The organism is Streptomyces sp. TRM64462 (genome assembly GCF_013362995.1).
Lineage (GTDB): Bacteria > Actinomycetota > Actinomycetes > Streptomycetales > Streptomycetaceae > Streptomyces.
The window spans coordinates 17,571-40,544 of record NZ_JABWDV010000361.1; the positions used below are offsets into that span (position 1 = coordinate 17,571).

The 22,974-nt window shown below is 72.2% G+C and carries 18 protein-coding genes and 1 riboswitch; of the genes, 9 read left to right on the top strand and 9 right to left on the bottom strand.

All coding sequences use genetic code 11. The features are described from left to right. Positions 1-1,556 precede the first annotated feature (1,556 nt). Positions 1,557-2,813 carry a helix-turn-helix domain-containing protein gene (locus HTZ82_RS19860; protein WP_175410771.1) on the top strand — a complete coding sequence of 419 codons (1,257 nt, stop codon included), beginning with the start codon at positions 1,557-1,559 and terminating at the stop codon, positions 2,811-2,813. Positions 2,814-3,039: 226 nt separating this feature from the next. On the opposite strand, the gene HTZ82_RS19865 is transcribed toward HTZ82_RS19860, so the two are convergent. Then, positions 3,040-3,276, bottom strand: coding sequence for an antitoxin (locus HTZ82_RS19865; RefSeq protein ID WP_175410772.1), 237 nt, complete (start codon positions 3,274-3,276; stop codon positions 3,040-3,042). A 399-nt stretch (positions 3,277-3,675) separates the two neighbouring features. Then, positions 3,676-3,969: a chorismate mutase gene (locus HTZ82_RS19870; protein WP_175410773.1), complete on the bottom strand. Its 294-nt coding sequence runs from the start codon at positions 3,967-3,969 to the stop codon at positions 3,676-3,678. A 330-nt stretch (positions 3,970-4,299) separates the two neighbouring features. Between HTZ82_RS19870 and guaA the strand changes: the two genes are divergently transcribed. Both guaA and HTZ82_RS19880 read left to right on the top strand, forming a co-directional pair. After that, entirely contained in the window at positions 4,300-5,898 is a 1,599-nt protein-coding gene (guaA, locus tag HTZ82_RS19875) for a glutamine-hydrolyzing GMP synthase (RefSeq protein WP_175410774.1), read from the top strand. A 187-nt stretch (positions 5,899-6,085) separates the two neighbouring features. Beyond that, entirely contained in the window at positions 6,086-6,649 is a 564-nt protein-coding gene (locus tag HTZ82_RS19880; RefSeq protein WP_175410788.1) for a DoxX family protein, read from the top strand. On the opposite strand, the gene HTZ82_RS19885 is transcribed toward HTZ82_RS19880, so the two are convergent. Then, positions 6,553-6,825 carry a hypothetical protein gene (locus tag HTZ82_RS19885; RefSeq protein WP_175410775.1) on the bottom strand — a complete coding sequence of 91 codons (273 nt, stop codon included), beginning with the start codon at positions 6,823-6,825 and terminating at the stop codon, positions 6,553-6,555. The genes HTZ82_RS19880 and HTZ82_RS19885 overlap by 97 nt on opposite strands. After that, positions 6,812-8,191 carry a PspC domain-containing protein gene (locus HTZ82_RS19890; protein WP_175410776.1) on the bottom strand — a complete coding sequence of 460 codons (1,380 nt, stop codon included), beginning with the start codon at positions 8,189-8,191 and terminating at the stop codon, positions 6,812-6,814. The genes HTZ82_RS19885 and HTZ82_RS19890 overlap by 14 nt, the downstream gene beginning before the upstream one ends. A gap of 357 nt (positions 8,192-8,548) precedes the next feature. Here HTZ82_RS19890 and HTZ82_RS19895 point away from each other — a divergent pair, with 357 nt between their 5' ends. From HTZ82_RS19895 to HTZ82_RS19905, 3 genes are all read left to right on the top strand, one after another. Beyond that, a complete protein-coding gene (locus HTZ82_RS19895) occupies positions 8,549-9,868 on the top strand; it encodes an ATP-binding protein (protein ID WP_175410777.1) in 1,320 nt (439 codons plus the stop codon). Then, positions 9,865-10,563 (top strand): response regulator transcription factor, encoded by a 699-nt coding sequence (locus HTZ82_RS19900; RefSeq protein WP_175410778.1) that lies wholly within the window; start codon positions 9,865-9,867, stop codon positions 10,561-10,563. The genes HTZ82_RS19895 and HTZ82_RS19900 overlap by 4 nt, the downstream gene beginning before the upstream one ends. Before the next feature lie 104 nt (positions 10,564-10,667). Further along, a complete protein-coding gene (locus HTZ82_RS19905; protein WP_175410779.1) occupies positions 10,668-11,882 on the top strand; it encodes an esterase family protein in 1,215 nt (404 codons plus the stop codon). A 50-nt stretch (positions 11,883-11,932) separates the two neighbouring features. Here the strand turns inward: HTZ82_RS19905 and HTZ82_RS19910 are convergent, their stop codons facing one another. Further along, positions 11,933-13,030: an NlpC/P60 family protein gene (locus tag HTZ82_RS19910; protein WP_175410780.1), complete on the bottom strand. Its 1,098-nt coding sequence runs from the start codon at positions 13,028-13,030 to the stop codon at positions 11,933-11,935. A gap of 270 nt (positions 13,031-13,300) precedes the next feature. Here HTZ82_RS19910 and HTZ82_RS19915 point away from each other — a divergent pair, with 270 nt between their 5' ends. Continuing rightward, the gene (locus HTZ82_RS19915; RefSeq protein ID WP_175410781.1) at positions 13,301-13,654 is read left to right on the top strand and encodes a hypothetical protein; all 354 of its coding nucleotides are present in this window, start codon (positions 13,301-13,303) and stop codon (positions 13,652-13,654) included. A gap of 20 nt (positions 13,655-13,674) precedes the next feature. Here HTZ82_RS19915 and HTZ82_RS19920 read toward each other — a convergent pair whose 3' ends face one another. Further along, the gene (locus HTZ82_RS19920) at positions 13,675-14,880 is read right to left on the bottom strand and encodes a C40 family peptidase (protein ID WP_175410782.1); all 1,206 of its coding nucleotides are present in this window, start codon (positions 14,878-14,880) and stop codon (positions 13,675-13,677) included. 8 nt (positions 14,881-14,888) lie between these two features. Beyond that, positions 14,889-15,054: riboswitch (cyclic di-AMP (ydaO/yuaA leader) on the bottom strand. Positions 15,055-15,285: 231 nt separating this feature from the next. Between HTZ82_RS19920 and pcrA the strand changes: the two genes are divergently transcribed. Next, positions 15,286-17,766, top strand: a complete 2,481-nt coding sequence (gene pcrA, locus HTZ82_RS19925; protein ID WP_175410783.1) for a DNA helicase PcrA — start codon at positions 15,286-15,288, stop codon at positions 17,764-17,766. A 106-nt stretch (positions 17,767-17,872) separates the two neighbouring features. Here the strand turns inward: pcrA and HTZ82_RS19930 are convergent, their stop codons facing one another. Further along, complete coding sequence (locus tag HTZ82_RS19930; protein ID WP_175410784.1) at positions 17,873-19,423, bottom strand: peptidoglycan DD-metalloendopeptidase family protein; 1,551 nt, start codon at positions 19,421-19,423, stop codon at positions 17,873-17,875. Between the two features lie 224 nt (positions 19,424-19,647). Further along, a complete protein-coding gene (locus HTZ82_RS19935) occupies positions 19,648-20,484 on the bottom strand; it encodes a triacylglycerol lipase (RefSeq protein WP_175410785.1) in 837 nt (278 codons plus the stop codon). A 351-nt stretch (positions 20,485-20,835) separates the two neighbouring features. Here HTZ82_RS19935 and HTZ82_RS19940 point away from each other — a divergent pair, with 351 nt between their 5' ends. Next, the gene (locus tag HTZ82_RS19940; RefSeq protein WP_175410786.1) at positions 20,836-21,249 is read left to right on the top strand and encodes a cobalamin B12-binding domain-containing protein; all 414 of its coding nucleotides are present in this window, start codon (positions 20,836-20,838) and stop codon (positions 21,247-21,249) included. Between the two features lie 368 nt (positions 21,250-21,617). On the opposite strand, the gene HTZ82_RS19945 is transcribed toward HTZ82_RS19940, so the two are convergent. Then, a partial coding sequence (locus HTZ82_RS19945; protein ID WP_175410787.1) for a DUF5691 domain-containing protein occupies positions 21,618-22,974 on the bottom strand: 1,357 nt, incomplete at its 5' end.

Here is a 22,974-nt window from a genome sequence, read left to right on the forward strand (position 1 = left end):
TCTCGGAGGCGGAGTATGAGTGAGCGGTCATATGGAAATTCCTGAAGGTTCGGTAGGGCGGGAGGATTCAAGCGCTTCCTGGCCTCAGTACGAGAATTGCGACTTGTACGTCGACTCCGGCGACAGAGTTGCCCTACGTAAACTTCTCCTCGATGCTGCCCGGTCGGGAGGGTGTGGGGAGGGGGGTGTAGTGGTTGATCGAGTTCAGATTGCCGTGGCGCACAATGATTATCAATCCGATGGTGCTGCTGGATTCCTGGGATGGGATACCGTAATCGAGTGCACGTCGATGCCTGAGGCGACATACCATGAGGTTCTAAGGTCGATCCGGGGCTTGCTCTCTCTTCTTGAGGAGCAGGGGTTGCGGGTGGTCGCAGTGTGTGACTTCGAAGACGACCTGAATTCCGGTGAGGCAAGGGGCGGCGAATTGGAGTAATCGGGCCAGCCGCCTTGAAGCCTGAAGGGGACACGTCGCAATAATCTCCGCTTCGGGGGGATAGGTCATCCTGTTGGAGGTCTGAGCCGCACCATGTGGTCAGACCTGTCATCCGACAGGTTGGGAGTAGGGCCCTGCGGCCGCCGTGACATCGACGGCTGCAGGGCCTGGCTTGCAGGTGCCAAGGTGCGGGGCTCGTGGGTGGGAGTGGACAGGGGGGCGGTTCCGGAAGTGACCTCTCTTCTGACCGGACTTGGGTCCTGCGACGTAGGGCTTCGCACGCTGGAGCGTCCCATGGCGTGTCTGCCGAGATGCCGCACGCTCCAGCGGAGCCAGAGGTGGCTCATACCAAAGGGCAAGCCGCTAGTGGCTGCCACCTGTGTGGCAGGCGCACGTGCATGTGATGGAGAAGATCGGGCCGACGGGTGGGCGTCCGGGCCGCTCCACGTAGACGTCCTGCGGGTGGCAGAGCCAGTGCTCGTGCAGCAGGCAGTATCCGGACTGACCCGTGACTTCCGCTCGCGCCAGCAGGCGCTGGATCTCGCTCACCGGACGTTGCCCGCGTCCGGGCGTACGCCTCGCAGGAGGTCGAGTGCATCCGGCGGCCGCGGGATCCGCGGGGCGCAGTCGTGGCAGGCATAGACGTTGAAGCCGGGACCGCTTCCCGCATGCACCTCGGAGACGAGCACGGGGGCCTCGGTGATTCGGTCGCAGCGCACGCACATGCGTACCGGCTTTCGCGCGGCCGTGCCAGGTTCGGTGCTCGGTGTCATGTCCTTCACCGAGCCAGCCCCAGCCCGGGGGTGACGTACTGGCAGACCAGGGGCGTCTGGTGGTCGGGGAGCCGGCCCAGGGACTGCCGGTCTCGGCTTGCCGTGCGGCGGGGGCGTGTGTCTGGCAGAACGCGATGGCGGCCGGGGGCGCGTGGGTCGAGCACGAGGCTCGTCCAGAGGGGCAGGGCGTGGATAGTGTCGGGCATCGTCGACGCTCCTGGTCAGCGTTGGTCATGCCCGGGGGCCGGTCGCACGGCCGCCGGGGTCTTCGTTACCCCCATGACCCTTCCGGTGGAGTGCTGTTGCACCCATCCCATGGCCCTATAGCACCGCCCTATATTGGGGACATGGGGGCATCCTCAGAGGAACTGTGGTCTTCTCACCCGCACTTGGCAGCAGCGGCGGTCAGCGAGGACTGGGGCGCGGCATTCCGTACGTACCGCAAGCTCACCGGTCTGAGTCAGACGAAGCTGGGAGAGCGTGTCGGGCTGGTACAGCCGGACGTGTCCGACATCGAGCGCGGGCGTCGGAAGGTGACGTCCGTGGAAGTGCGGCAGCGCATTGTCGCGGGGCTGGGGATTCCGGCCGATCTGCAAGCCGTGGCGGAGAAACTGAGCCTCGATACGGCTCCGGTTCCGCAGCTGTTGCTCCCTGGGGCCGCGCCGGACGAAGATCTGCTGGCGCGGGTGACGAGCGTGGTCGACGCCTCGCACCGGGTCGACACGGCGACCCTCGACTGGCTTGACCGGCTGCTTGCCGAGCATCGCCGGGCCGAAGACCGTATCGGATCGCGGCCGTTGGTCGATGTCGTGCACCAGCAGCTTCGCACAGTCGTGGATCTGCACGCCGGTGCGCGGGGCGCACTCGCGGACCGGGTCGTGCGACTGGCAGCCGAGCACGCGCAGTTCCTCGCATGGATGGCGCAGGACCAGGCGCGGACGGCCGCCGCGTTGGCCTGGTACGACCGGGCCCATGAGTGGGCGCTGGAGGCCGGGGACGTCGACATGGCGGCCACCACGCTCAGCATGAAGGCGCACATGGCGTGGTCGGGCGGCCGCGGGACGCGGTGTGTCCGGCTCGCTGAGGCCGCCCGCTGGTCCGCGCCCGGCACCACTCTCGGCGTGCAGGGCATGGCCGCTCAGATGGCTGCCAGGGGACACGCCCTCGACGGGCAGGCTGACGACGCCCGCCGGCTGCTGGACGAGGCGCAGGACCTCATCGCCCAGGCGTCCGACCGACCCGAGAACGAGCCGGTGTGGATGTACTTCTACGACGAGAACTGGTTCACCCTGCAGCGCGGCATGGCGGCGCTCCACCTGCGCGACTGGCGGGCCGCCGTGGAGCAGCTCACGGTCGGGCTGAATGCGCTGCCCGACGAGTACCGGCGCGACAAGACCTGGTACCGGGCCTGCCTGGCGCACGCGCTGGCCGGTGCCGGTGAGGCGGCGCAGGCGGCCGCCGTGGCCGTGGCGAGCGTCCCGGACGCCGCCGCCGTCGGGCGTCCGCACTCCTGGAACGAGCTGCACATCACCGCAGCCGTTCTCACACGTCGGCGGGCGAAGGAGGCGCGAGAGGTCGTCGCCGCGCTCCGTGAGTATGACTGAGCGGCCTGAAGCCCCGGTGGTCGCTCAGCCGTAGACCTCGATCGCGCATTTCGCCGCGCCGCTGCGCTGGATCCTAGCGTCGCCGGTCACGAGTGGAGCGTCGAGGGGTTCGGCGAGGGTGACGTACTGGGCGTCATGGGTGCTGAGTTTGGCGTGGAGCTGCTTGATGCGTTTCCCACAGGTGGATCGTGTCGCGCTTCAGCAGGGAGGAGGGTGGAGCAGTCGGTCACGATCGCCTCCCGTCACGTCCTTCATCGATGGAGGCAAGGACGTCTTCGGTGGTGAGGGTGGCGGTCGCTTCGACCTCCAGACGTTCGGTGATCTCGGCCCACGTAGGGCGGGAGGTCTGCTGGATCAGTAGGTCGGTGACGTATGCCTGAAGGGACTGCCCGGCCTGCGCTGCGCGCGCCTTGAGTGCCTGGAACGCGTCGTCGGGGAGGTCGCGAATCGTCAATGCGCTCATTTCTGCACTATGGACTCGCTACATGCATTACGCAGAGTTGCTTGTGCCCGGGCGGCCGCTACGGAGTGCCGGCCGGATTCGTGGCCTTCGGCGTCGGCGCAGGGCGGTGCCGGGTCCGCACGGTGGTGCTGGGGAACCCGGGGGTGGAAAGCGATGCGGCCGGTTCCGGGCGTCCCCGGAACCGGCCGCTTTTCGGGTGACCGGGCTGCTGTCCCCTGCCGTCCGGTCACGCGCGCCGGAGCGAGGTCCCACGGCGCAGCCGCACGTGCGGTGCGCCACACGCTCCAGCGGAGCCACGCGTGGTTTTCTGCCGCCCGCCCCTGGCTGGCGCGGACATCGGGACCAACGAGGGGGTGTGGGGGAGGTCACGCGCCGTACGGGTGAGGGGAACGGCCGAACTCAGATGCGGCCCCGGCACAGTTCCAGCATCGTCATCGCCAGCGGCGTGCCCGGCTTGCCCAGGGCGCTCCTGTAGTGGGCCAGGACCTCCATCTCGCGCGCCAGGTTCACTCGGCGGCCGCCCGACGTGATCCTCGCGTCCTGGATCACCGCCGAGACCGCCATGCGTTCCTGGATCAGGCCGATGATGCGGTCGTCGAGGGCGTCGATGCGCGAACGGGCGTCGGTGATCAGTTCCGCCGCGTCCGCCGTGCCGGCGCCGGTCTGCTCGGTGGGGGTCTTGGTCGTGGGCATGGGGTGGGCTCCTCGGGTGTCGGGTCGAGGCCCCGGTCCGTCGCGCGGCCCGGTCGGAAACGCACAGGCGCCCCGGGCCTTGTCGGCCCGGGGCGCCTGGTGAAGTCGTCAGTTGCTACGCAGCAGCACGACCATGGCAGCCGGACCGGCCGGTGCCATAGGTAAAGACGAAGGTCGTGTGCTTGTGCATGGGGAGGAGTATGGCCCGCGCCCCGGCCGTCGTGCCAGTCGCAGGCCCGTCGCGTTCGGATGGTGAGACGAATCCGTGCTTCCGCGCGCCGGTAGAATTGGCCAATACCGACCCTCTCCCACCGCCGGAAGGCCGCCGAAGTGTCACCAGCGACCCCCGCCGCCGCCTCGCCCGACAGCAGCCCGGACGTAGTCCTCGTTGTCGACTTCGGCGCGCAGTACGCCCAGCTCATCGCCCGCCGCGTCCGTGAGGCCCGGGTCTACAGCGAGATCGTCCCCTCCACCATGCCGGTGGCCGAGATGCTCGCCAGGAATCCGAAGGCGATCATCCTGTCCGGTGGTCCGTCCTCCGTGTACGAGGAGGGGGCGCCCCGACTCGACCGTGAGCTCTTCGACGCCGGCGTGCCCGTCTTCGGCATGTGCTACGGCTTCCAGCTCATGGCCATCACCCTCGGCGGCGTCGTCGACAACACCGGCGCCCGGGAGTACGGGCGTACCGCGCTGCATGTCTCCAAGAGCGGCTCCACTCTCTTCGAGGGGACGCCCGACGAGCAGTCCGTGTGGATGTCCCACGGGGATGCCTGCTCCGCCGCCCCCGAGGGTTTCAGCGTCACCGCCTCCACCGACGTCGTTCCCGTCGCCGCCTTCGAGAACGACGAGAAGAAGCTGTACGGCGTGCAGTACCACCCCGAGGTGATGCACTCCACGCACGGCCAGCAGATCCTTGAGCACTTCCTGTACCGGGGCGCCGGCATCGAGCCGTCCTGGACCACCGGGAACGTCATCGAGGAGCAGGTCGCCCTGATCCGCGAGCAGGTCGGCTCCAAGCGGGCCATCTGCGGGCTCTCCGGTGGCGTCGACTCCGCCGTCGCCGCCGCGCTCGTCCAGCGGGCCATCGGTGATCAGCTGACCTGTGTGTACGTCGACCACGGGCTCATGCGCAAGGACGAGACCGAGCAGGTCGAGAAGGACTTCGTCGCCGCGACCGGCGTCCAGCTGAAGGTCGTCGACGCGCAGGAGCGGTTCCTCAGCGCGCTCGCCGGGGTCAGCGACCCCGAGGAGAAGCGGAAGATCATCGGGCGCGAGTTCATCCGCGTCTTCGAGCAGGCCCAGGCCGAGATCATCGCCGAGGCGGCCGGTGACCAGCCCGTCGAGTTCCTTGTGCAGGGGACGCTCTACCCCGACGTCGTGGAGTCCGGTGGCGGTACCGGCACCGCCAACATCAAGTCCCACCACAACGTGGGCGGACTGCCGGAAGACCTCGAGTTCCAGCTCATCGAGCCGCTGCGCAAGCTCTTCAAGGACGAAGTGCGGATGGTCGGGCAGGAGCTCGGGCTGCCCGAGGAGATCGTGCAGCGGCAGCCGTTCCCGGGGCCCGGGCTCGGTATCCGTATCGTCGGCGAGGTCACCAAGGAGCGGCTCGACCTGCTGCGCGAGGCCGACGCCATCGCCCGCGAGGAGCTGACCGCCGCCGGGCTGGATCGGGACATCTGGCAGTGTCCCGTCGTGCTGCTCGCCGACGTGCGCTCCGTGGGTGTGCAGGGCGACGGGCGGACCTACGGGCACCCCATCGTGCTGCGGCCCGTGTCGTCCGAGGACGCCATGACCGCCGACTGGACCCGTATGCCGTACGACGTGCTCGCGCGGATCTCGACCCGCATCACCAACGAGGTCAAGGACGTCAACCGCGTCGTCCTCGACGTCACCAGCAAGCCGCCGGGCACCATCGAGTGGGAGTGATCCCGCAGATCCCGCGCCCCTGACGCTCGGAGCCGTCGTCCACATCCTGTGGGCGGCGGCTTCGCCGTTTCGCCGTTTCGTTGTTTCGTTGAACGCGACACGGTTTTCGTACGTATCCATGGGGAGGCCGCCGGGGACAATCGGTCGAAGGGCGGCGGTGGCGACGAGCGAGGGCGAGGACTACGTCATGGGGCACACGCGGAGCGGCGCGCGGCAGCACGGGTGGCGGGAGGACGGCCACGCGGGCGGTGGCGGTGGCGGGGGCCGTGGCGAGGGCCGTGGCGGGGTGCGGGAGCTGGCCTCCCGGTACGCCCTGCTGCCGCTGCGGGTGTTCCTCGGTGTGACGTTCGTGTACGCGGGCCTCGACAAGCTCACGGACGAGCGGTTCATGGCCGCGACCGGCACCGGGTCCGTCGGGGAGCTGATGCGGGCCGTACGGGACACGTCCGCCGTGCCCTGGCTGGTCGACCTGGCGCTGAAGAACCCGGCAGGGTTCGGGTACGCCATCGCCTTCGGGGAGCTCGCCGTCGGGCTCGGCACGCTCGCGGGCCTGCTCGCGCGGGTCGCCGCGGCCGGGGGCGCGGCCATCTCGCTGAGCCTGTGGCTGACCGTCAGCTGGCAGGCCGACCCGTACTACCTCGGCAACGACCTCGCCTACCTGATGGCGTGGTTGCCGCTCGTGCTCGCCGGGGCGCCGATGCTCTCCGTGGACGCGCTGCTCGCGGAGCGGCGGCGACGGCGTACCCGGTAGCGGTACGTGATCCACGTGGCGGTCGCGGCCAGCCACAGGCCGCCGAAGAGGAGCGGGAACACCACGTACCAGGCGGCGTCCCACGCGCCGGCCGCGTCGCCCGCGTACACGGCGGCGACCGCCAGGCCCGTGGCGCCCGCGAGCAGCCGGCCCGGGCGGAACTCATGACGCGGCACGGGTCACCTCCACCATGCCGAAGCCGACCTCCAGGTCCAGGTTCAGGGTGCCGCCCGGGGTGACGCCCGCGGGCGGTGCGAGGGTGCGGGTCACGTCCTGGTCCGGGCCGCCCTGCGGGGGGCCGCCCGGCAGCCGTACCTCGCCGAGGCCCGCCGCCGCGTGCACCGTCACGGTCACGTTCCGCGGGACGACGACCTCCAGGCGGCCCGCGCCCAGCTCGGCCGAGGTGCGGGCCGTGCCGCCGGACGGGACGGCCACGGCCGACAGGTCCAGGGTCGCGTCGCCGTTGCCCAGGTCGTAGTGGGGCCGGACCGCGGTGATGGACGCGGGCCTGACCTCCGTCTGCGCCCAGTCCGTCCTGATCTCACGCGGGATGACCGACGCGGCCGCCAGGAGCAGCGCCGTCACGACCGTCATGAAGATCGTGCCGAAGCCGGTCCTGCCGAGGAACGCGCTGACCACCAGGCCCAGCCCGAACACGGCGAGCGCGCAGGCCAGGCCGATCTGCAGGCTCGTACCGAGCGGCTGGGCGGCCCAGGAGGCCGAGGTGCCGATGCCGCCGGCGAGCAGGGCGAGGAGGAGGACCAGGCCGCCGATGGAGCGCGGGCCGCGCGGCTGCGGGGGCGGGACGGAGGTGGGGCCGGTGCCGGTCCCGCTGCTGGTGCCGGTGCCGGTGCCGGTGGCCCAAGGGTCCCGGTCCCGGTCGTGGCCTGCCCGCTGCGGCGGCTCGGCCACGACCGTGTCGGGCGGGCCCCACAGGTAGCCGACCGGTACGGGGCCGGTGGAGCCGTCCTTGACGATCGGGTCCCGCCACCAGGACGGGGCGTCCGGCGGGGGCGGCGCCTGGGTCTCCGGCGGTGCCTCCGCCGCGGCGTGCGCGGCGCCCGCGCCAGGCGCCGGCTCCTGGCCGGGGGCGCCGGTCTGGCGGCGGCGCTGCGACCAGACGGCGGCGCCGGTGACGGCGCACGCCACGAGGATGGCGAAGCCGATGGTGTCGCCGTTGGCGCCGGCCATCGTCAGGAACAGTCCGCAGCCGACGAGGGCCATCAGGACCGCCGTGAGCGACGCGCCGTCCACGCGGCCGGACAGCAGGCGGCGGCCCTCGTTCTCGTCCTCGCCCTCGGCGGGGATCAGGAGCCAGGCGAAGCCGTAGAAGATCAGGCCCAGGCCGCCGGCGACGCTCAGCACGCCCGTCACGACGCGGAACACCACCGGGTCGAGGTCGAAGTGCCGGCCGAGGCCGCCGCACACGCCTGCCACCACGCGCTGGCGCGGGGTGCGGCGCAGCGGGCCCGGGGCCGTGGGGGCGTCGTCCTGTGCGCCGGGCGCCTCGGGGGGTGGAGGGGTGGGCGTCGTGCTGCTCATACGACCATGGTGACCGGCGCCGTCGCTCGGCGGCACCCACGGCGACCCTGGCCGGACCCTGATATTCCCTGTACGGGGCGCGGGGGCGCGGGGGCGCGGGGGCACGGTGGGGCCGGCGTAGGTTCGGCGGATCTTTCCCCTATCCCGCCCCTTCCCGTAACTGGGGGCTCCGCCCCCAGACCCCCTTATCGCTCCCCCAAGCTCTTCGAGCAGGGGGTACCCCCAGAACGGCGCTCGTCCTCAAACGCCGGACGGGCTCAAAACGAGCCCCTCCGGCGACTGAGGAGCGGGGATTCAGGGGCGGGGTCAGGGCTGGCCCTGATGTTTCGGGGGGTGGGGCGTGTGACCATCGGGGGTATGCCAGCCGCCGCCGCCCGTGTCACCGAGACGATCGACGAGCCGCCCGTGCGCAAGCTCTACCGCAGCGCCGACGGGCGGATGCTCGGCGGTGTCGCGCGGGGGCTCGCCGGGCACCTGGGGCTGCCCGTCATCTGGGTGCGGCTGACGTTCCTCGGGCTGTTCCTCGCCCACGGGCCGCTCGGCATCCTCCTCTACGCCGCGTTCTGGATCGCCGTACCCCTCGGGGTCGGCGGCCGGTCCCACGAGCGCGGCACCCTGTTCGAGACCACGCCCGACGGGCGCCGCAGGCTGCGCAAGCCCGACAAGGGGCAGGTCGTCGCGCTGATCGCGCTGATGGCCGGGGTCTCCGTCTTCGTGAGCAGTATTGATCTTGGCGGCACCGCCGGCCGGTACGTGTGGCCCACGCTGCTCGTCGGTGTCGGCGTCGTCCTCGTGTGGCGGCAGGTGGACAACGCGCAGCGCGCCCGCTGGACCGAGTCCGGGCGCCGCAAGCGGCTGTTCCAGCTCGCGCGCGGCCTCGCCGGGGTCGCGCTCGTCGGCATGGGCCTGACCGTGTTCATGGTGGTGCGCGGCTCCGTCGCCCAGCTCGGGACCGCGCTGACCGCCGCCATCGCCGTGCTCGCCGGCATGGCGCTGCTCGCCGGCCCCTGGCTCGTACGGATGTCGCAGGACCTGTCGGAGGAGCGGACCATGCGCATCCGCGCCCAGGAGCGAGCCGAGGTCGCCGCGCACGTCCACGACTCCGTACTGCACACCCTCACGCTGATCCAGCGGAACGCCGGCGACGCCGCCGAGGTCCGCCGGCTCGCCCGCGCCCAGGAGCGGGAGCTGCGCAACTGGCTCTACAAGCCCGAAGGGACGGGTAAGGAGGAGGACGAGGAGCCCGCCACCCTCGGCGACGCCGTCCGCAAGGCCGCCGCCGAGGTCGAGGACAAGCACGGCGTGCCGCTGGAGGTCGTGGTCGTCGGCGACTGCCCGCTCGACGAGCGCCTGGCCGCGCAGATGCAGGCCGCGCGTGAGGCGATGGTCAACGCCGCCAAGTACGGTGGCGGGGGCGGCCCGGTCCAGGTGTACGCGGAGGTGGAGGTCCGTACGGTGTTCGTCTCCGTACGGGACCGCGGGCCGGGCTTCGACCTCGACGCCGTACCCGCCGACCGGATGGGCGTACGAGAATCGATCATCGGCCGGATGCGGCGCCACGGCGGCACGGCGCGCGTGCGGTCGGTGCCGGGCGACGGCACCGAGGTGGAGCTGGAGATGGAGCGCCAGATGGAGCGCGAGATGGAGCGGGAGAGGGCGGAGGAGACGGACGGATGACCAGCGAGGGCACGACCGAACAGCAGGCCGCGGAGCGCCGGGTGCGGGTGGTGCTGGTCGACGACCACCGGATGTTCCGCACCGGCGTGCAGGCCGAGATCGGGCGTACGGAGGAGACCGGCGTGGAGGTCGTCGGCGAGGCAGCCGACGTCGACCAGGCGGTCACCGTCATCACCGCGACCCGCCCCGAGGTGGTGCTCCTCGACGTGCACCTGCCGGGCGGCGGCGGTGTCGAGGTGCTGCGCCGCTGCGCGCCGCTGATGGCGGCGGCCGAGAACCCGGTGCGGTTCCTTGCGCTGTCCGTGTCGGACGCGGCGGAGGACGTGATCGGTGTCATCCGGGGCGGCGCGCGCGGCTACGTCACAAAGACGATCACGGGCGCCGATCTGGTGGACTCGGTCTTCCGGGTGCAGGAGGGCGACGCCGTGTTCTCGCCGCGCCTCGCCGGGTTCGTGCTGGACGCGTTCGCGTCGACGGACGCGCCGCCGGTCGACGAGGACCTGGACCGGCTCACGCAGCGGGAGCGCGAGGTGCTGCGGCTGATCGCGCGGGGATACGCGTACAAGGAGATCGCGAAGCAGCTTTTCATCTCCGTCAAGACGGTGGAGTCGCATGTGTCGGCGGTGCTGCGGAAGCTTCAGCTCTCGAACCGGCACGAGCTGACCCGCTGGGCGACGGCCCGCCGCCTGGTCTGACAGCGGATCTCCTCGCGGAAGCCGTGTTCATTTAAGGCTCAACCGGTACATCGATACACAGGCGTGACAACCCGTACGCCCCGCAGGCCCTCCTACAGTCCGTGATGAGCCTGACGGGTACTCCCTTCTTCGTGACGGCGATCGTGCTCGCCGTGATCGCGGTCGCGCTCCCCTTCGTGCTGTGGTCCCGGCTGCGCGGCCCGGCGGTGGTCCGCGGCCTGGCCCGGCTCGGCATGGTGGGCTTCGCGCAGATCACGGCGATGCTCGTGGTGTTCGTCGCCGTGAACAACACCAACGGCCTGTACAGCGGCTGGGACGACCTGCTGGGCGTGGAGGACCACGTCGACTCGGCGCTCGACCTGGGCCCCGACGGGCTGGGCGGCCGGCGGATCGCGGACCTGCCGAAGACGAAGGTGACGTTCACGCCGGCCGACGCGGGCCCCGGGTCGGGTACGGGGTCGGGGGCGGGCGCCGGCGTCCGGAAGGCGCGGTTCACCGGCCAGGTGTCGGGCGTGACGGCGGACGTGTACGTGTGGCTGCCGCCGCAGTACGACGACCCCGCGTACCGGGACCGGAAGTTCCCGGTCGTCGAACTGTTCTCGGGGTACCCGGGCACGCCGGGCTCGTGGTTCGGCGGGCTGCGGGTGGCCGAGCAGCTCGAACCGCTGATGCGGGAGGGCAAGGTGGCGCCGTTCATCCTGGTGTCGCCGCGTACGAAGTTGCTCGGCGACCGGGACGCGGGCTGCGCGAATGTGCCGGGCGTGGTGAACGCCGAGTCGTGGGTGAGCGTCGACGTACGGAAGATGGTCATCGACAACTTCCGTGCCGTGGAGGGCCCCGAGGGGTGGACGACGGCCGGATTCTCGGCGGGCGGCCACTGCGCGGCGAAGGTGGCGCTGGCGCACCCGGACCGGTACCGGTACGGCGTGAGCATGTCGGGCTACAACGACCCGGCCGCCGAACGCGACGCGATCACGGGCCAGGACGCCCGGCTGCGGGAGGCCAACAACCCCCTGAACATCCTCCGCACGGCCCCGTCCCCGCCGCGCGTGACGCTCCTCTTCACGGGCGAGGGCGACGACGGCTACCAGCAGGGCGTCGACATCCGGCGGTCGGCCAAGGCCCCCACCCGCGTCGAGGTCCGTCACGTGACGGGCGGCCACCGCACGACGACGTGGAGCCGTGAAGTCCCGGCGGTGTTCCTGTGGCTGACCCGCCAGATGGAGGCGGGCGGCGCGGTTGGCGGGGCCGGTGGTGCGGGCGGGGCCGGTGGTGCGGGCGCTGTCGGAGGTGCGGGCGGGGCTGCGCTCGGGCGCTAGCGGGGGCGTACACCGGCGTTGTCCCGGGGCATCCCGGGGGCATCCGGGCGTCAGGCGATGCGGGTGGCGCCGGCCCAGGGCATCTCCGTGATCGGGGCGATGCGGACAGTGGAGCCGGTGCGGGGTGCGTGGATCATCTTGCCGTCGCCGATGTAGATGCCGACGTGGCTGATACCGGAGTAGAAGAAGACCAGGTCGCCCGGGGCGAGCTGGGACCGTGCGACGCGCTGCCCGGCGTTGATCTGGGTGTACGTGGTGCGGGGCAGGGACACGCCCGCCGCGCGCCACGCCGCCTGCGTCAGGCCCGAGCAGTCGAAGGACGACGGGCCCGTGGCGCCCCACTGGTACGGCTTGCCGATCGCCCCGTACGCGAACGCCACCGCCTTCGCGGCACGTCCCGTGGGCGCCTGGACGGCGGCGGGGCCCGGCGCGGCCGCCGGGGCGGTGCGCGCGGCGGACGGCGACGTGGACGTCCGGGCGGTGCGGTCGGCGCGGCCGGTGCCGTGGGTGTGCGGGGCCTCCGCGTACGCCGCGCGCTCGGCGGCCGTGAGGCGGGCGAGCAGTTTCCGCGCCTCCGCCAGGCGCTGCTGGACCGTGGCCTTCTGGCGGTTCAGCTCGGTCTGCTGGGCCTTGAGCTCGCCGGCGTGCCCCTCCGCCTCCTTCCGCAGCCGGTCGATCTCGACCATCTGGCCCCGGATCGCGGAGATGGTGTCCGCCTGCCGCTCCCCGGCGCGGTCGGCGAGCGCGACGCCGCGCAGGTACTCCTCGGGGTCGGACGAGAACGCGAGCTGGAGGGCCGGGTCGAGCCCCCCGTTCCGGTACTGCGCGGCGGCCGTCGCGCCGAGGGCGTTGCGGGTGGTGTTGAGGCGCTCGGTGCGGCGGGCGGCCTCGTCGCGCAGGGCGTCGAGCCGGGTCCGCGCCCTGTCGGCCTTCTCCTTGGCGCCGTTGTACTTCTCGGTGGCGATCTCCGCCTCATGGTGCAGCCGGTCGACCTTGGCCTTGACCTGGGCGGTCGTGAGCCGGGGCTCGGCGTGGCCGATGCCGTCGAACGCGGTGGCGGTCGCCGCCCCGGCGAGCGCGAGTGTGGCGGCGGTGCGCCCGGCGGATCCACTCAACGGGCGCTGCCTGGGCTTTCGGTGCGCTGCCACGAGGGCGGTCACATCCCTTCGCTGCTACGGGAGTTGTCGGCGGGGTGGCCGGCCGGTGGGGGACCGGCCACCTGGGGGAGGACGCTAGGCCCCGGTTTCGGGTCGGAGCGGCGCGGTGACCGTTATTGGCCGCAGGTGAAAGTTCGTACGCCGAAGCAGAGCGCTTCCGTACGGGTGGAATCATGCGTTCCGTGTCAGCCGTGACCGTTGCGGCGAAAGAGGCCGACCTCGCCGACGGCGAGTGGTATGGCCAGGACTAGGCTCCGGCCCATGGACGTCCTCATCAATGTCTTCGTCGCCCTGCACATCATCGGCATCGCCGCCCTCCTGGGCGGCTTCCTGACGCAGATGAAGGCCATGGGCGCGGGCACGGCCCGTATGGTTCCGGCCATGCTTCACGGCGCCCTCACCATGCTGGTGACCGGCGTGATCCTGGTCGGCCTGAACCAGGCCGACGGCGAGAGCGTCGACAACATCAAGATCGGCGTCAAGCTGGCCCTGCTGGTCGTGATCCTCGGCCTCGTCTACGTGAAGCGGGACGAGGAGCACGTCGACAAGGCCGCCTTCGGCGCGGTCGGCGCCCTCACCGCGGCGAACGTCTTCATCGCCACGCTCTGGACCTGACAGGCGTCACCTGACAGGCGTCAAGCGGGGCGTACGGAGCCGTAGATCGGCATGGAGGAGATGGACTCCTCCCGGACGGTCGTGCCCGGCTTCGGCGCGTGGATCATCTTGCCGCCGCCGATGTAGACGCCGACGTGGCTGATGTCGTCGTAGAAGAACACCAGGTCGCCGGGGAGCAGATCCTCCGTGGCGACCCGCTGCCCCACCTTCACCTGGTCCCACGTCGTACGGGGCAGGTCGACGCCGGCCGCCTTCCAGGCCGCCTGGGTCAGGCCCGAGCAGTCGTACGAGGACGGGCCCGTCGCGCCCCACACGTACGGCTTGCCGATCTGGGCGCGGGCGAAGGCCAGCACCTTCTCGGCCTTGGCCGCGTAGTCGGAGTCGGTGTCGGAGCTGGTGCCTGTGCCTTCGGTGGGCGGGGGCGGTGTCGGTGCCCCGGTCGTCGGCCCCTGCTCCTGCTGCTGCGCCTGCTGCTCCTGGGCCCGGCGCGCCGCCTCCTCGCGGGCCAGCCGCTCGGCCTCCGCCTTCGCCCGTTCCTCCGCGCGGCGGCGGGCCTCGGCCTCCCGCTGCCGCTCCAGCGCGGCCAGCCGCTCCCGCTCCTCCGCCGTCAGCCGGTCCAGCAGCGTCCGCGCCTCGGCCAGCTTCCGCTGCACGGTCTGCTTCGACCTGCGCAGCTCGGCCTGCGACTCCGTGAGGGCCTCCAGGCTCCGCGTCGCCTCGGCGCGCTGCTGCGCGGCCTCCGCCTGCTGCGCCTGGAAGTCGGTGACCGCCCGTCGCTGCCGGTCCGTGAGCCGGTCCAGGAGCTGTGCCTGGTCGACATACGCCTGCGGGCTGTCCGAGAACAGCAGCGACGCCGTCGGGCCGAGCGTCCCCGACCGGTACTGCGCCGCCGCGTACCCGCCGAGCGCGCGCCGCGACGCGTTGAGCGCCTCCGTGCGCCGCGCCGCCTCGTCGAGCATGCCGTCGACCTTGCTCTTCTGCCGGTCGGCGGCCTCCTTGGCCTTGTTGTACCGCTGCGTCGCCGTACCGGCCTGCCGGTACAGATCGTCGACCTTGCGCTGGACCTCCTCCACCGTCGGCTTGTCGTCTCCGGGCGCGGCCATCGCGTTCTGTGTGGACAGCAGGGTCATGGAGGCGAGCGCCGCCGTCGTGAAGCCGACGGCGGGGGAGTGGGCATGGAGCGTACGGGCGGTGGTGCGGCTGCGCGGTTTGCGATGCGATGCCAAGGGTCGGCATCTCCTTCCGTGGGCCGCCTACCGGGTTAGCTGTCGGGTTCGGGCGCGGATGCGGAAGGTGCTGCCCTACGGCCTCGCCGCAGGCGGCGGCGCGGGCCGATTCACCCCGGTGGTACTGGTGGGTCCCCGGCTCCGGGACCGCCCGAGGGCAGGCGGAAGTAGGCCGGATTCGGCGGAGCGGCCCGATCGGCGCGGGTCGCCGTAAGGGGGACAGGCCGCTTGGGCGAGCACGCTAGCCAACCTGTGGTGGCGCTGTGAAGGATGATGTGCGATATGCCCGATACATTTCCGTGACCTTGTCGTGGGGTCGCCGCAGTGTCGCGCAGCGTGAGGGTGGCGGTGAGGGTGGCCGTAACGGCCCGGGGTGTCGGTGGGGGCGCCTAGACTCGATAGGCGATGAGCAGCAGCCTCTTTGACGACAGCTTCCTGGCGGACCTCCGCAACCACCACGCGGAGGAGCCCCCGCCGCCCGAGGACTCCGAAGGCCACGGCCCGCCCGCGGAGGAGGTCCCGCACGACCTCTTCGACGGCCGGTTCGACGTGCCCCCGGCCCGGGACGCGTACTACCGCGACGGGGCGGCGCGCCCCGCCGTGGACCCCGCCGCGCTGCTGGAGGGGCTGAACGAGCAGCAGCGCGCCGCCGTCGTCCACACCGGCACGCCGCTGCTCATCGTGGCCGGTGCGGGCTCCGGCAAGACCCGCGTCCTCACGCACCGCATCGCCCACCTCCTCGGCACGCGGCATGTGCACCCCGGCCAGATACTGGCGATCACGTTCACCAACAAGGCCGCCGGCGAGATGAAGGAGCGCGTCGAGCAGCTCGTCGGGCCGCGTGCCAACGCCATGTGGGTGATGACGTTCCACAGCGCGTGCGTCCGCATCCTGCGCCGCGAGTCGAAGCGGCTCGGCTTCACGTCGTCGTTCTCGATCTACGACGCGGCCGACTCGAAGCGCCTCATGGCGCTGGTCTGCCGTGATCTGGACCTGGACCCGAAGCGGTACCCGCCGAAGTCGTTCAGCGCGAAGATCTCGAACCTGAAGAACGAGCTGATCGACGAGGAGACCTTCGCCGACCAGGCGGCCGACGGCTTCGAGAAGACCCTCGCCGAGGCCTACCGCATGTACCAGGCGCGGCTGCGCGAGGCGAACGCCCTGGACTTCGACGACATCATCATGACGACGGTCCACCTGCTCCAGGCGTTCCCGGACGTCGCGGAGCACTACCGCCGCCGCTTCCGGCACGTCCTCGTCGACGAGTACCAGGACACCAACCACGCCCAGTACACCCTCGTACGGGAGCTGGTCGGCCAGCCGGGCGGCGAGGGCGACCCGGAACCGGCCGAGCTGTGCGTCGTCGGTGACGCCGACCAGTCGATCTACGCCTTCCGCGGCGCGACGATCCGCAACATCCTCCAGTTCGAGGAGGACTACCCTGACGCGACGACGATCCTGCTGGAGCAGAACTACCGCTCCACACAGACCATCCTGTCCGCGGCCAACGCGGTCATCGAGCGCAACGAGAGCCGCCGCCCCAAGAACCTGTGGACGAACGCGGGCGCGGGCGCGGGCATCACCGGGTACGTCGCGGACACCGAGCACGACGAGGCGCAGTTCGTCGCGGACGAGATCGACCGGCTCACGGACGCGGGCGACGCGAAGGCCGGCGACGTCGCCGTCTTCTACCGTACGAACGCCCAGTCCCGTGTCTTCGAAGAGGTCTTCATCCGCGTCGGCCTGCCCTACAAGGTCGTCGGCGGCGTCCGCTTCTACGAGCGCAAGGAGGTCCGGGACGTCCTCGCGTACCTGCGCGTCCTGGCCAACCCGGAGGACGCGGTGCCGCTGCGCCGGATCCTCAACGTGCCGAAGCGCGGCATCGGGGAGCGCGCCGAGGCCATGATCGAGGCCCTCGCGCTCCGCGAGAAGGTCACCTTCCCGCAGGCGCTGAAGCGGGTCGACGAGGCGTACGGCATGGCGGCGCGGTCGTCGAACGCCGTGAAGCGGTTCAACCAGCTCATGGACGACCTGCGCACGGTCGTCGAGTCCGGCGCCGGCCCGGCCGTGGTCCTGGAGGCCGTCCTGGAGCGGACCGGCTACCTCGCGGAGCTCCAGGCGTCGACGGACCCGCAGGACGAGACGCGCATCGAGAACCTCCAGGAGCTGGCGGCGGTGGCGCTGGAGTTCGAGCAGGAGCGCGGCGAGGCCGAGGGCGCGGGCACCCTGGCCGAGTTCCTGGAGAAGGTGGCCCTGGTCGCGGACTCGGACCAGATCCCGGACGAGGACACGGAGGGCGACGGCGTCATCACGCTGATGACCCTGCACACCGCGAAGGGCCTGGAGTTCCCCGTGGTGTTCCTGACGGGCCTGGAGGACGGCGTGTTCCCGCACATGCGGGCGCTGGGCCAGGTCAAGGAGCTGGAGGAGGAGCGGCGCCTGGCGTACGTCGGCATCACCCGCGCCCGCGAGCGCCTGTACCTGACGCGGTCGACGATGCGCAGCGCCTGGGGCCAGCCCGCGTACAACCCGCCGTCCCGGTTCCTGGAGGAGATCCCGGAGCGGTACGTGCAGTGGAAGCGCACCGGCCGCTCGGGCCCGGCCGGCGCCGCGTCCGGCCGCCCGTCGAGCCCGGCGTCGGGCGTCGCCGCGGCCCTGTCGGCGTCCCGTACGCGCTCGGGCCCCTCGGGCTTCGCGACCCGGCGCACGGCCGACAAGCCGGTCATCGCCCTCGCGGTCGGCGACCGCGTCACCCACGACCAGTTCGGCCTCGGCACGGTCATGGCCGTCACCGGCGCGGCGGACGACGCCCAGGCCACCATCGACTTCGGCGACGGCAAACCGAAGCGCCTGCTGCTGCGCTACGCACCGGTCGAGAAGCTGTAGCGGCTGCGCGCCGCCCGGCGTGGCGCGGCGCTGCGCGCGCAGCGCCCGCCGGGGCTGTGCCTCGGCGGGCGGGTGCGCGGGCGCGCGTGTGCGGGGGGCGCGGGTGTCAGCCCGTGGGGCTCAGGCCCTTGTTGCGGAGCCACTGCTCCGGGTCGATGGCCGCGCCGCCGCCGGGGCGCACCTCGAAGTGGAGGTGGGGGCCCGTGGAGTTGCCGGAGTTGCCGGAGTACGCGATGACGTCGCCCGCCTTCACCGGGCCCGAGCGGATCTTGGCGCTGCTGAGGTGGCAGTACCAGGTCTCGGTGCCGTCCTTGGCGGTCACGATGACCATGTTCCCGTACGCGCTGTTCCACTGGGTGCGTACGGTCCCGTCGGTGGCGGCCATGACGGGTGTGCCGTACTGGACGGGGAAGTCGATGCCCGTGTGCAGGGACATCCAGTTGATGCCCGCCTGCCCGTAGCGCGCGCTCAGTTGGTGCAGGCTCACCGGCAGGGCGAACTTCGGGCGCATCGCCTCGCGGCGCGCGGCCTCCTCGGCGCGCTTCTTGCGCTCCGCCTCCTGCCGTTCCTTGAGGTCGATGCGCTCCTGGGTGCGGCTGGCGCGGTCGCCGAAGTCGCGGGCGTCGGCGCTGAGCGCGGCGAGCTGCGTGTCCAGCGCGCTGTTCGCGACGGCCGGTTTCACCGCGGCCGGGTCGTCGGCGGCCACCGCCGGGCTCTCGTCCTTCGTTTCGTTGCCGGTCAGGCCGCTGACGGAGGCGGCCGCGATACCGGCGACGCCCATCACGCACGCGGACGGCACCGCGACGGTCAGCAGCGCGGAACGCTTCGCCGGGGTACGGCGCCTGCCGCGGCTGCCGCCGGCGCGGCGGCCCGAGCGGGGCGCGGCGGCTCCGGCGGCCGCGGCGGCCGGGGTGGCCGCGACCACCGGTTCGGTGGGGATCTCCGTGGCGGAGCCGTCCGGTCCGGTGTCGGCCTCGGTGTCGGCGTCGAACTCCTCCGGCTCCGCCTGTGCCGCGTGCTCGGCGTGACCGAGGTGCTCGGCGTGATCGGCGTGCTCGGGCTCGTGGAGTTCCGGCTCGGGGACCGTCTCCGTGACGGCCGCGTAGTCGTACTGCTCGGGGACGAACGTTTCGACGGGCGTTTCGGCCGTCGTGGACGCGTAGTTCCAGGCGGTGGCGTCGTACGCGCCCGTGTCGAACCCGCCGGTGTACCACTGGCCCGTGGTCGTGTCGTACGCGGTCGCCGTCGCCGTCGCCGACTGCTGGGCGGCGTCCGTCTGTTGGGCTTCGTGCGCCTGGTTCCAGGCGGTGGCGTCCCACTGGCCGGTGTAGGCGGAGGACTCGTCCCACTGCTGCGTCGCGGTCGCGGCATTCCACTGCGTGGAGTCGTACTGGCCGCTGTGCCCGGCGTCGTAACCCGTACCGGCCTGCGCTCCGTACAGCGCGTCGTTCGCGGTCGTGTAGGCGCCGGTGTCGTAAGCCGCGGTGCCGTAAGTCCCGGTGTCGTAACTCCCGGTCTCGTAACTGCTCATGTCGTAGGCGCCCGTCCCGTAACCACCCGTGTCATAGCCGGTGGTCTGGTAAGCGCCCGTCTCGTAGCTGCCCGTGGCGTACGCGTCGTCTCCGACGTAGCCGGCGTGGGGGTGCTGGTCGTTCACCAACTTCTCTCTCGCCTCGGCAGCAGGACAAGGTCTGGGCATGGCCTCCGGAGGAGGACCCAGAGGGGGAAGCAGTGGGCGCGACTGTACCCGGCGGTATGCGCAACCGACAATCTTCCACCGGGTGTACGCCCGGCGGAAACGGGCATTCGGCCGCCTTTCGGCGGAGCGCACACCGAGCCTTGGCGGTACGTTCGAAAGATGTTCGACGTGTGGTGATGTCATCACGCCACCGACACGGACCCCGCCCCTCCGTTTTCCGCCGTTCCGGCCCCGGGGCGGTCGCCGGCCAGCTCCTCGCGGATGCGCGCCGCCACCGCGGGGTGGACCGGCAGTGCGAGATGGCCGATACCGAGGACCTTGACGTTCTCCGCGATCAGGTCCGGGTGCGCGAGCCGCGCCGTGTCGGCGGGCACCATCCAGTGGTCGAACTCGCTCCAGAAGCTGACGAACCGGGTGCGGCAGCCGGGCGCCGGCTCGTCCAGCTCGCGCAGCACGGAGGAGCCGGGGCGCATCTGCCGGACCAGGGGGTGGACGTTCGCGAGCGGGACGACGGCCGTGCCGGCGTGCGGGGTGCCGAGCGTGATCACCGTACGGACGTGGCGGTCGCCGCCGAGCCGCTGGACGTAGTAGCGGGCGATGAGGCCGCCGAGGCTGTGGCCGACGAGGTCCACCTGGTGGTGGCCCGTGCGGGCGCGGACGTCCTCGACGTGGCGGGCCAGCCGCTCGGCGGCGGACCGGAGGTCGCCGGTGAGGGGGGAGTGGTTGAGGGACTCGACGTGCCGGCGGCCGTCCTCGGCGAGGGCGCGGCGGAGCAGGACGAAGACCGAGCGGTTGTCGGCGAAGCCGTGGAGCAGGACGGCGGGCGGGGGCACGGGCGGCGGCGCGGGTGCGGGGCCGTGCTGCGGGCGGGCGTGCGGCGGGCACGGCGGGCGTGGTGGGCGCGGCGAGTGCGGCGGGCGCTCGGGGGTGACGCCGGTGGGGTAGAGGAGCAGGTGCCCGGCGAGAACGGCCAGCTCAAGGACCGTGGCCTTGATGTACTTGATGTAGGGGACGGACATGGCCACCACCACACCTCCTGGGGGAACGGCATACGGAGGGCGGCTCGGACCCCCCGTATGCCCTCAGGCGGCGCCGCGTCCGAGGGGTGGGGATAGGCCGTACCGCCGTGCCACGCGGCTGCTGGCACGGAGATACGACGACCTCGTCACGGCTCCCGTGTGCGTTCGTCCCGGCGGTGATCGATGGTCCGACTGCGGTCCGCCTGATGCGGGTACGACGCTCAGTGAACATGTCCCACGTGTGATTTCCCCCTCGCTCCGCACCGTGAAACTGCCGGGTGCGGGATGCTGGGGATAACGTTCGTTCACCTCCCCGGCATACAGGTACGGGGGAGTCATGTGGAGGCAGTGATGGGTGTGACCGGTCCGATCCGCGTGGTGGTCGCCAAGCCGGGTCTCGACGGCCACGATCGCGGTGCGAAGGTGATCGCGCGGGCGCTGCGGGACGCCGGTATGGAGGTCATCTACACCGGCCTGCACCAGACGCCGGAGCAGATCGTCGACACGGCGATCCAGGAGGACGCGGACGCGATCGGTCTGTCGATCCTGTCGGGTGCGCACAACACCCTCTTCGCGAAGGTCCTGGAGCTGCTGAAGGAGCGCGACGCGGAGGACATCAAGGTCTTCGGCGGCGGGATCATCCCGGAGGCGGACATCCCGCCGCTGAAGGAGAAGGGCGTCGCGGAGATCTTCACGCCGGGCGCGACGACGGCGTCGATCGTGGACTGGGTCAACGCCAACGTCCGCCAGCCGGCCGACGCGTAAGCTCCTGGCCGCCGGGGTTCCGCCGAGCGGGCGGCGACTGCGCCGAGCCGGCGGGGTTCGCCGGCCCGGGTTCCGCCGGGGCTCCGGCCCGGGGCTCGGGCGGGCCCGGGGCTGCACCGTGGGCCCGACGCTCGATCGCGGGCGGGGTAGCTGTGGCGCCGGTGGCGGCGCGCGCAGCCGCACGGCCGCTCGATGCCGCCGCGTGTCCGGCACCGGGCCCGTGCCGAACCGGAGGGACCCGCGCCCGCCCGCCACGCCCGCCACGCCCGGCAGCAGGGGCCCGTGCCGCCCGGCCGAGCCGGAGGACCGGCTCCGCCCGGCCGAGCCGGAGGACCGGCCCAGGCAGCCCCGTCGGCTGCGGGTGGCGGTCACGGTGTGGCCGTCGGCGGGGGTGCCAGTTCCGTGTGGATCGCGGCGCGCAGGCGGAGGGTGGCGACCAGGCGTCGGAAGGCTTCCGACCAGTAGCCGCCCGCGCCCGGTGACGCGCCCTCCGGTTCGTCGGGCAGGGCGGTGAGGACCTCCAGACGGTCCGCTTCCGCCGGGTCGAGGCACCGTTCGGCCAGGCCCATCACGCCGCTGAAGCTCCACGGGTAGCTGCCCGCGTCACGCGCGATGTCCAGGGCGTCGACCACCGCACGGCCCAGCGCCCCGGACCACGGCACCGTGCACACGCCCAGCAGCTGGAACGCCTCCGACAAGCCGTGCGCCGCGATGAACTCGGCCACCCACGCGGCCCGTTCCATGTCCGGCAGCGTCGACAGCAGCGCCGAGCGCTCCGCCGGCGACGACGTCCCGGACGTGACGGATATCCCGGGCGTACCGGAGACAGGGGGTGCCGCCGCCGGGCCGAGCAGCGCACGGGACCACTCCGCGTCCCGCTGCCGGACCGCCGCCCGGCACCACGCGGCGTGCAGCTCCTCGCGCCAGTCGTCCGCGACCGGCAGGGCGACGATCTCCGCGGGCGTGCGCCCCCCGAGCCGTACCGGCCAGAGCCCGAGCGGCGCGGCCTCCACGAGCTGGCCCAGCCACCAGGACCGCCGGCCCCGCCCCGCCGGCGGGTTCGGCACGACACCGTCGCGCTGCATCGCCGCGTCGCACTCGTGCGGGGCCTCCACGGTCAGCGTCGCCCGGTCCCCGGTGTGGTCGAGCCCCACGCAGGTCGAGGCGCGCGCCGCCATGCGTCGCGCGTACGCCGAACCGGGCAGCGCGGACAGGAGCTCCGCCGCCGTCGACCGTACGTTGCGGCTGCGGTCCGACAGCGCCCGCTCCAGGAACGGCTCGTCCTCAGCGGACAGCCCGTCCCGCAGCGAGTCCAGGAACATCAGCCGGTCCTCGGCCCGCTCCGCGGACCACGTCGACGCGAGCAGCTCCCGGGCGGCCCCGGGGTCGCAGGTCCGTACGGCTCCGAGCACGGCGACCCGTTCGGCGAACAGCCCCTCTTCCCACAGGCGCCGCACTCCCTCGCCGTCCCGGGGGTCGGGCAGCGCGGCACCACCGGGGGCTGCGCCGCGCAGGGCGAACCTCCAGTCCGGGTTGAACCGCGCCAGCCACAGCCCGCGCGGCCCCGCGAACTCCAGCGCCGCGGGCCGCAGATCGGTACGGGCCCTGGCCGCGTCCAGGAGCGCGGGCAGGACGGGCGCGGGCGCCCCGTACCCGTACGCGTTCGCCGCGGCGAGCCACTGCGGCAGCAGCTCGGTGAGGTCCGGCGCGGCACCCCGGCGGCCC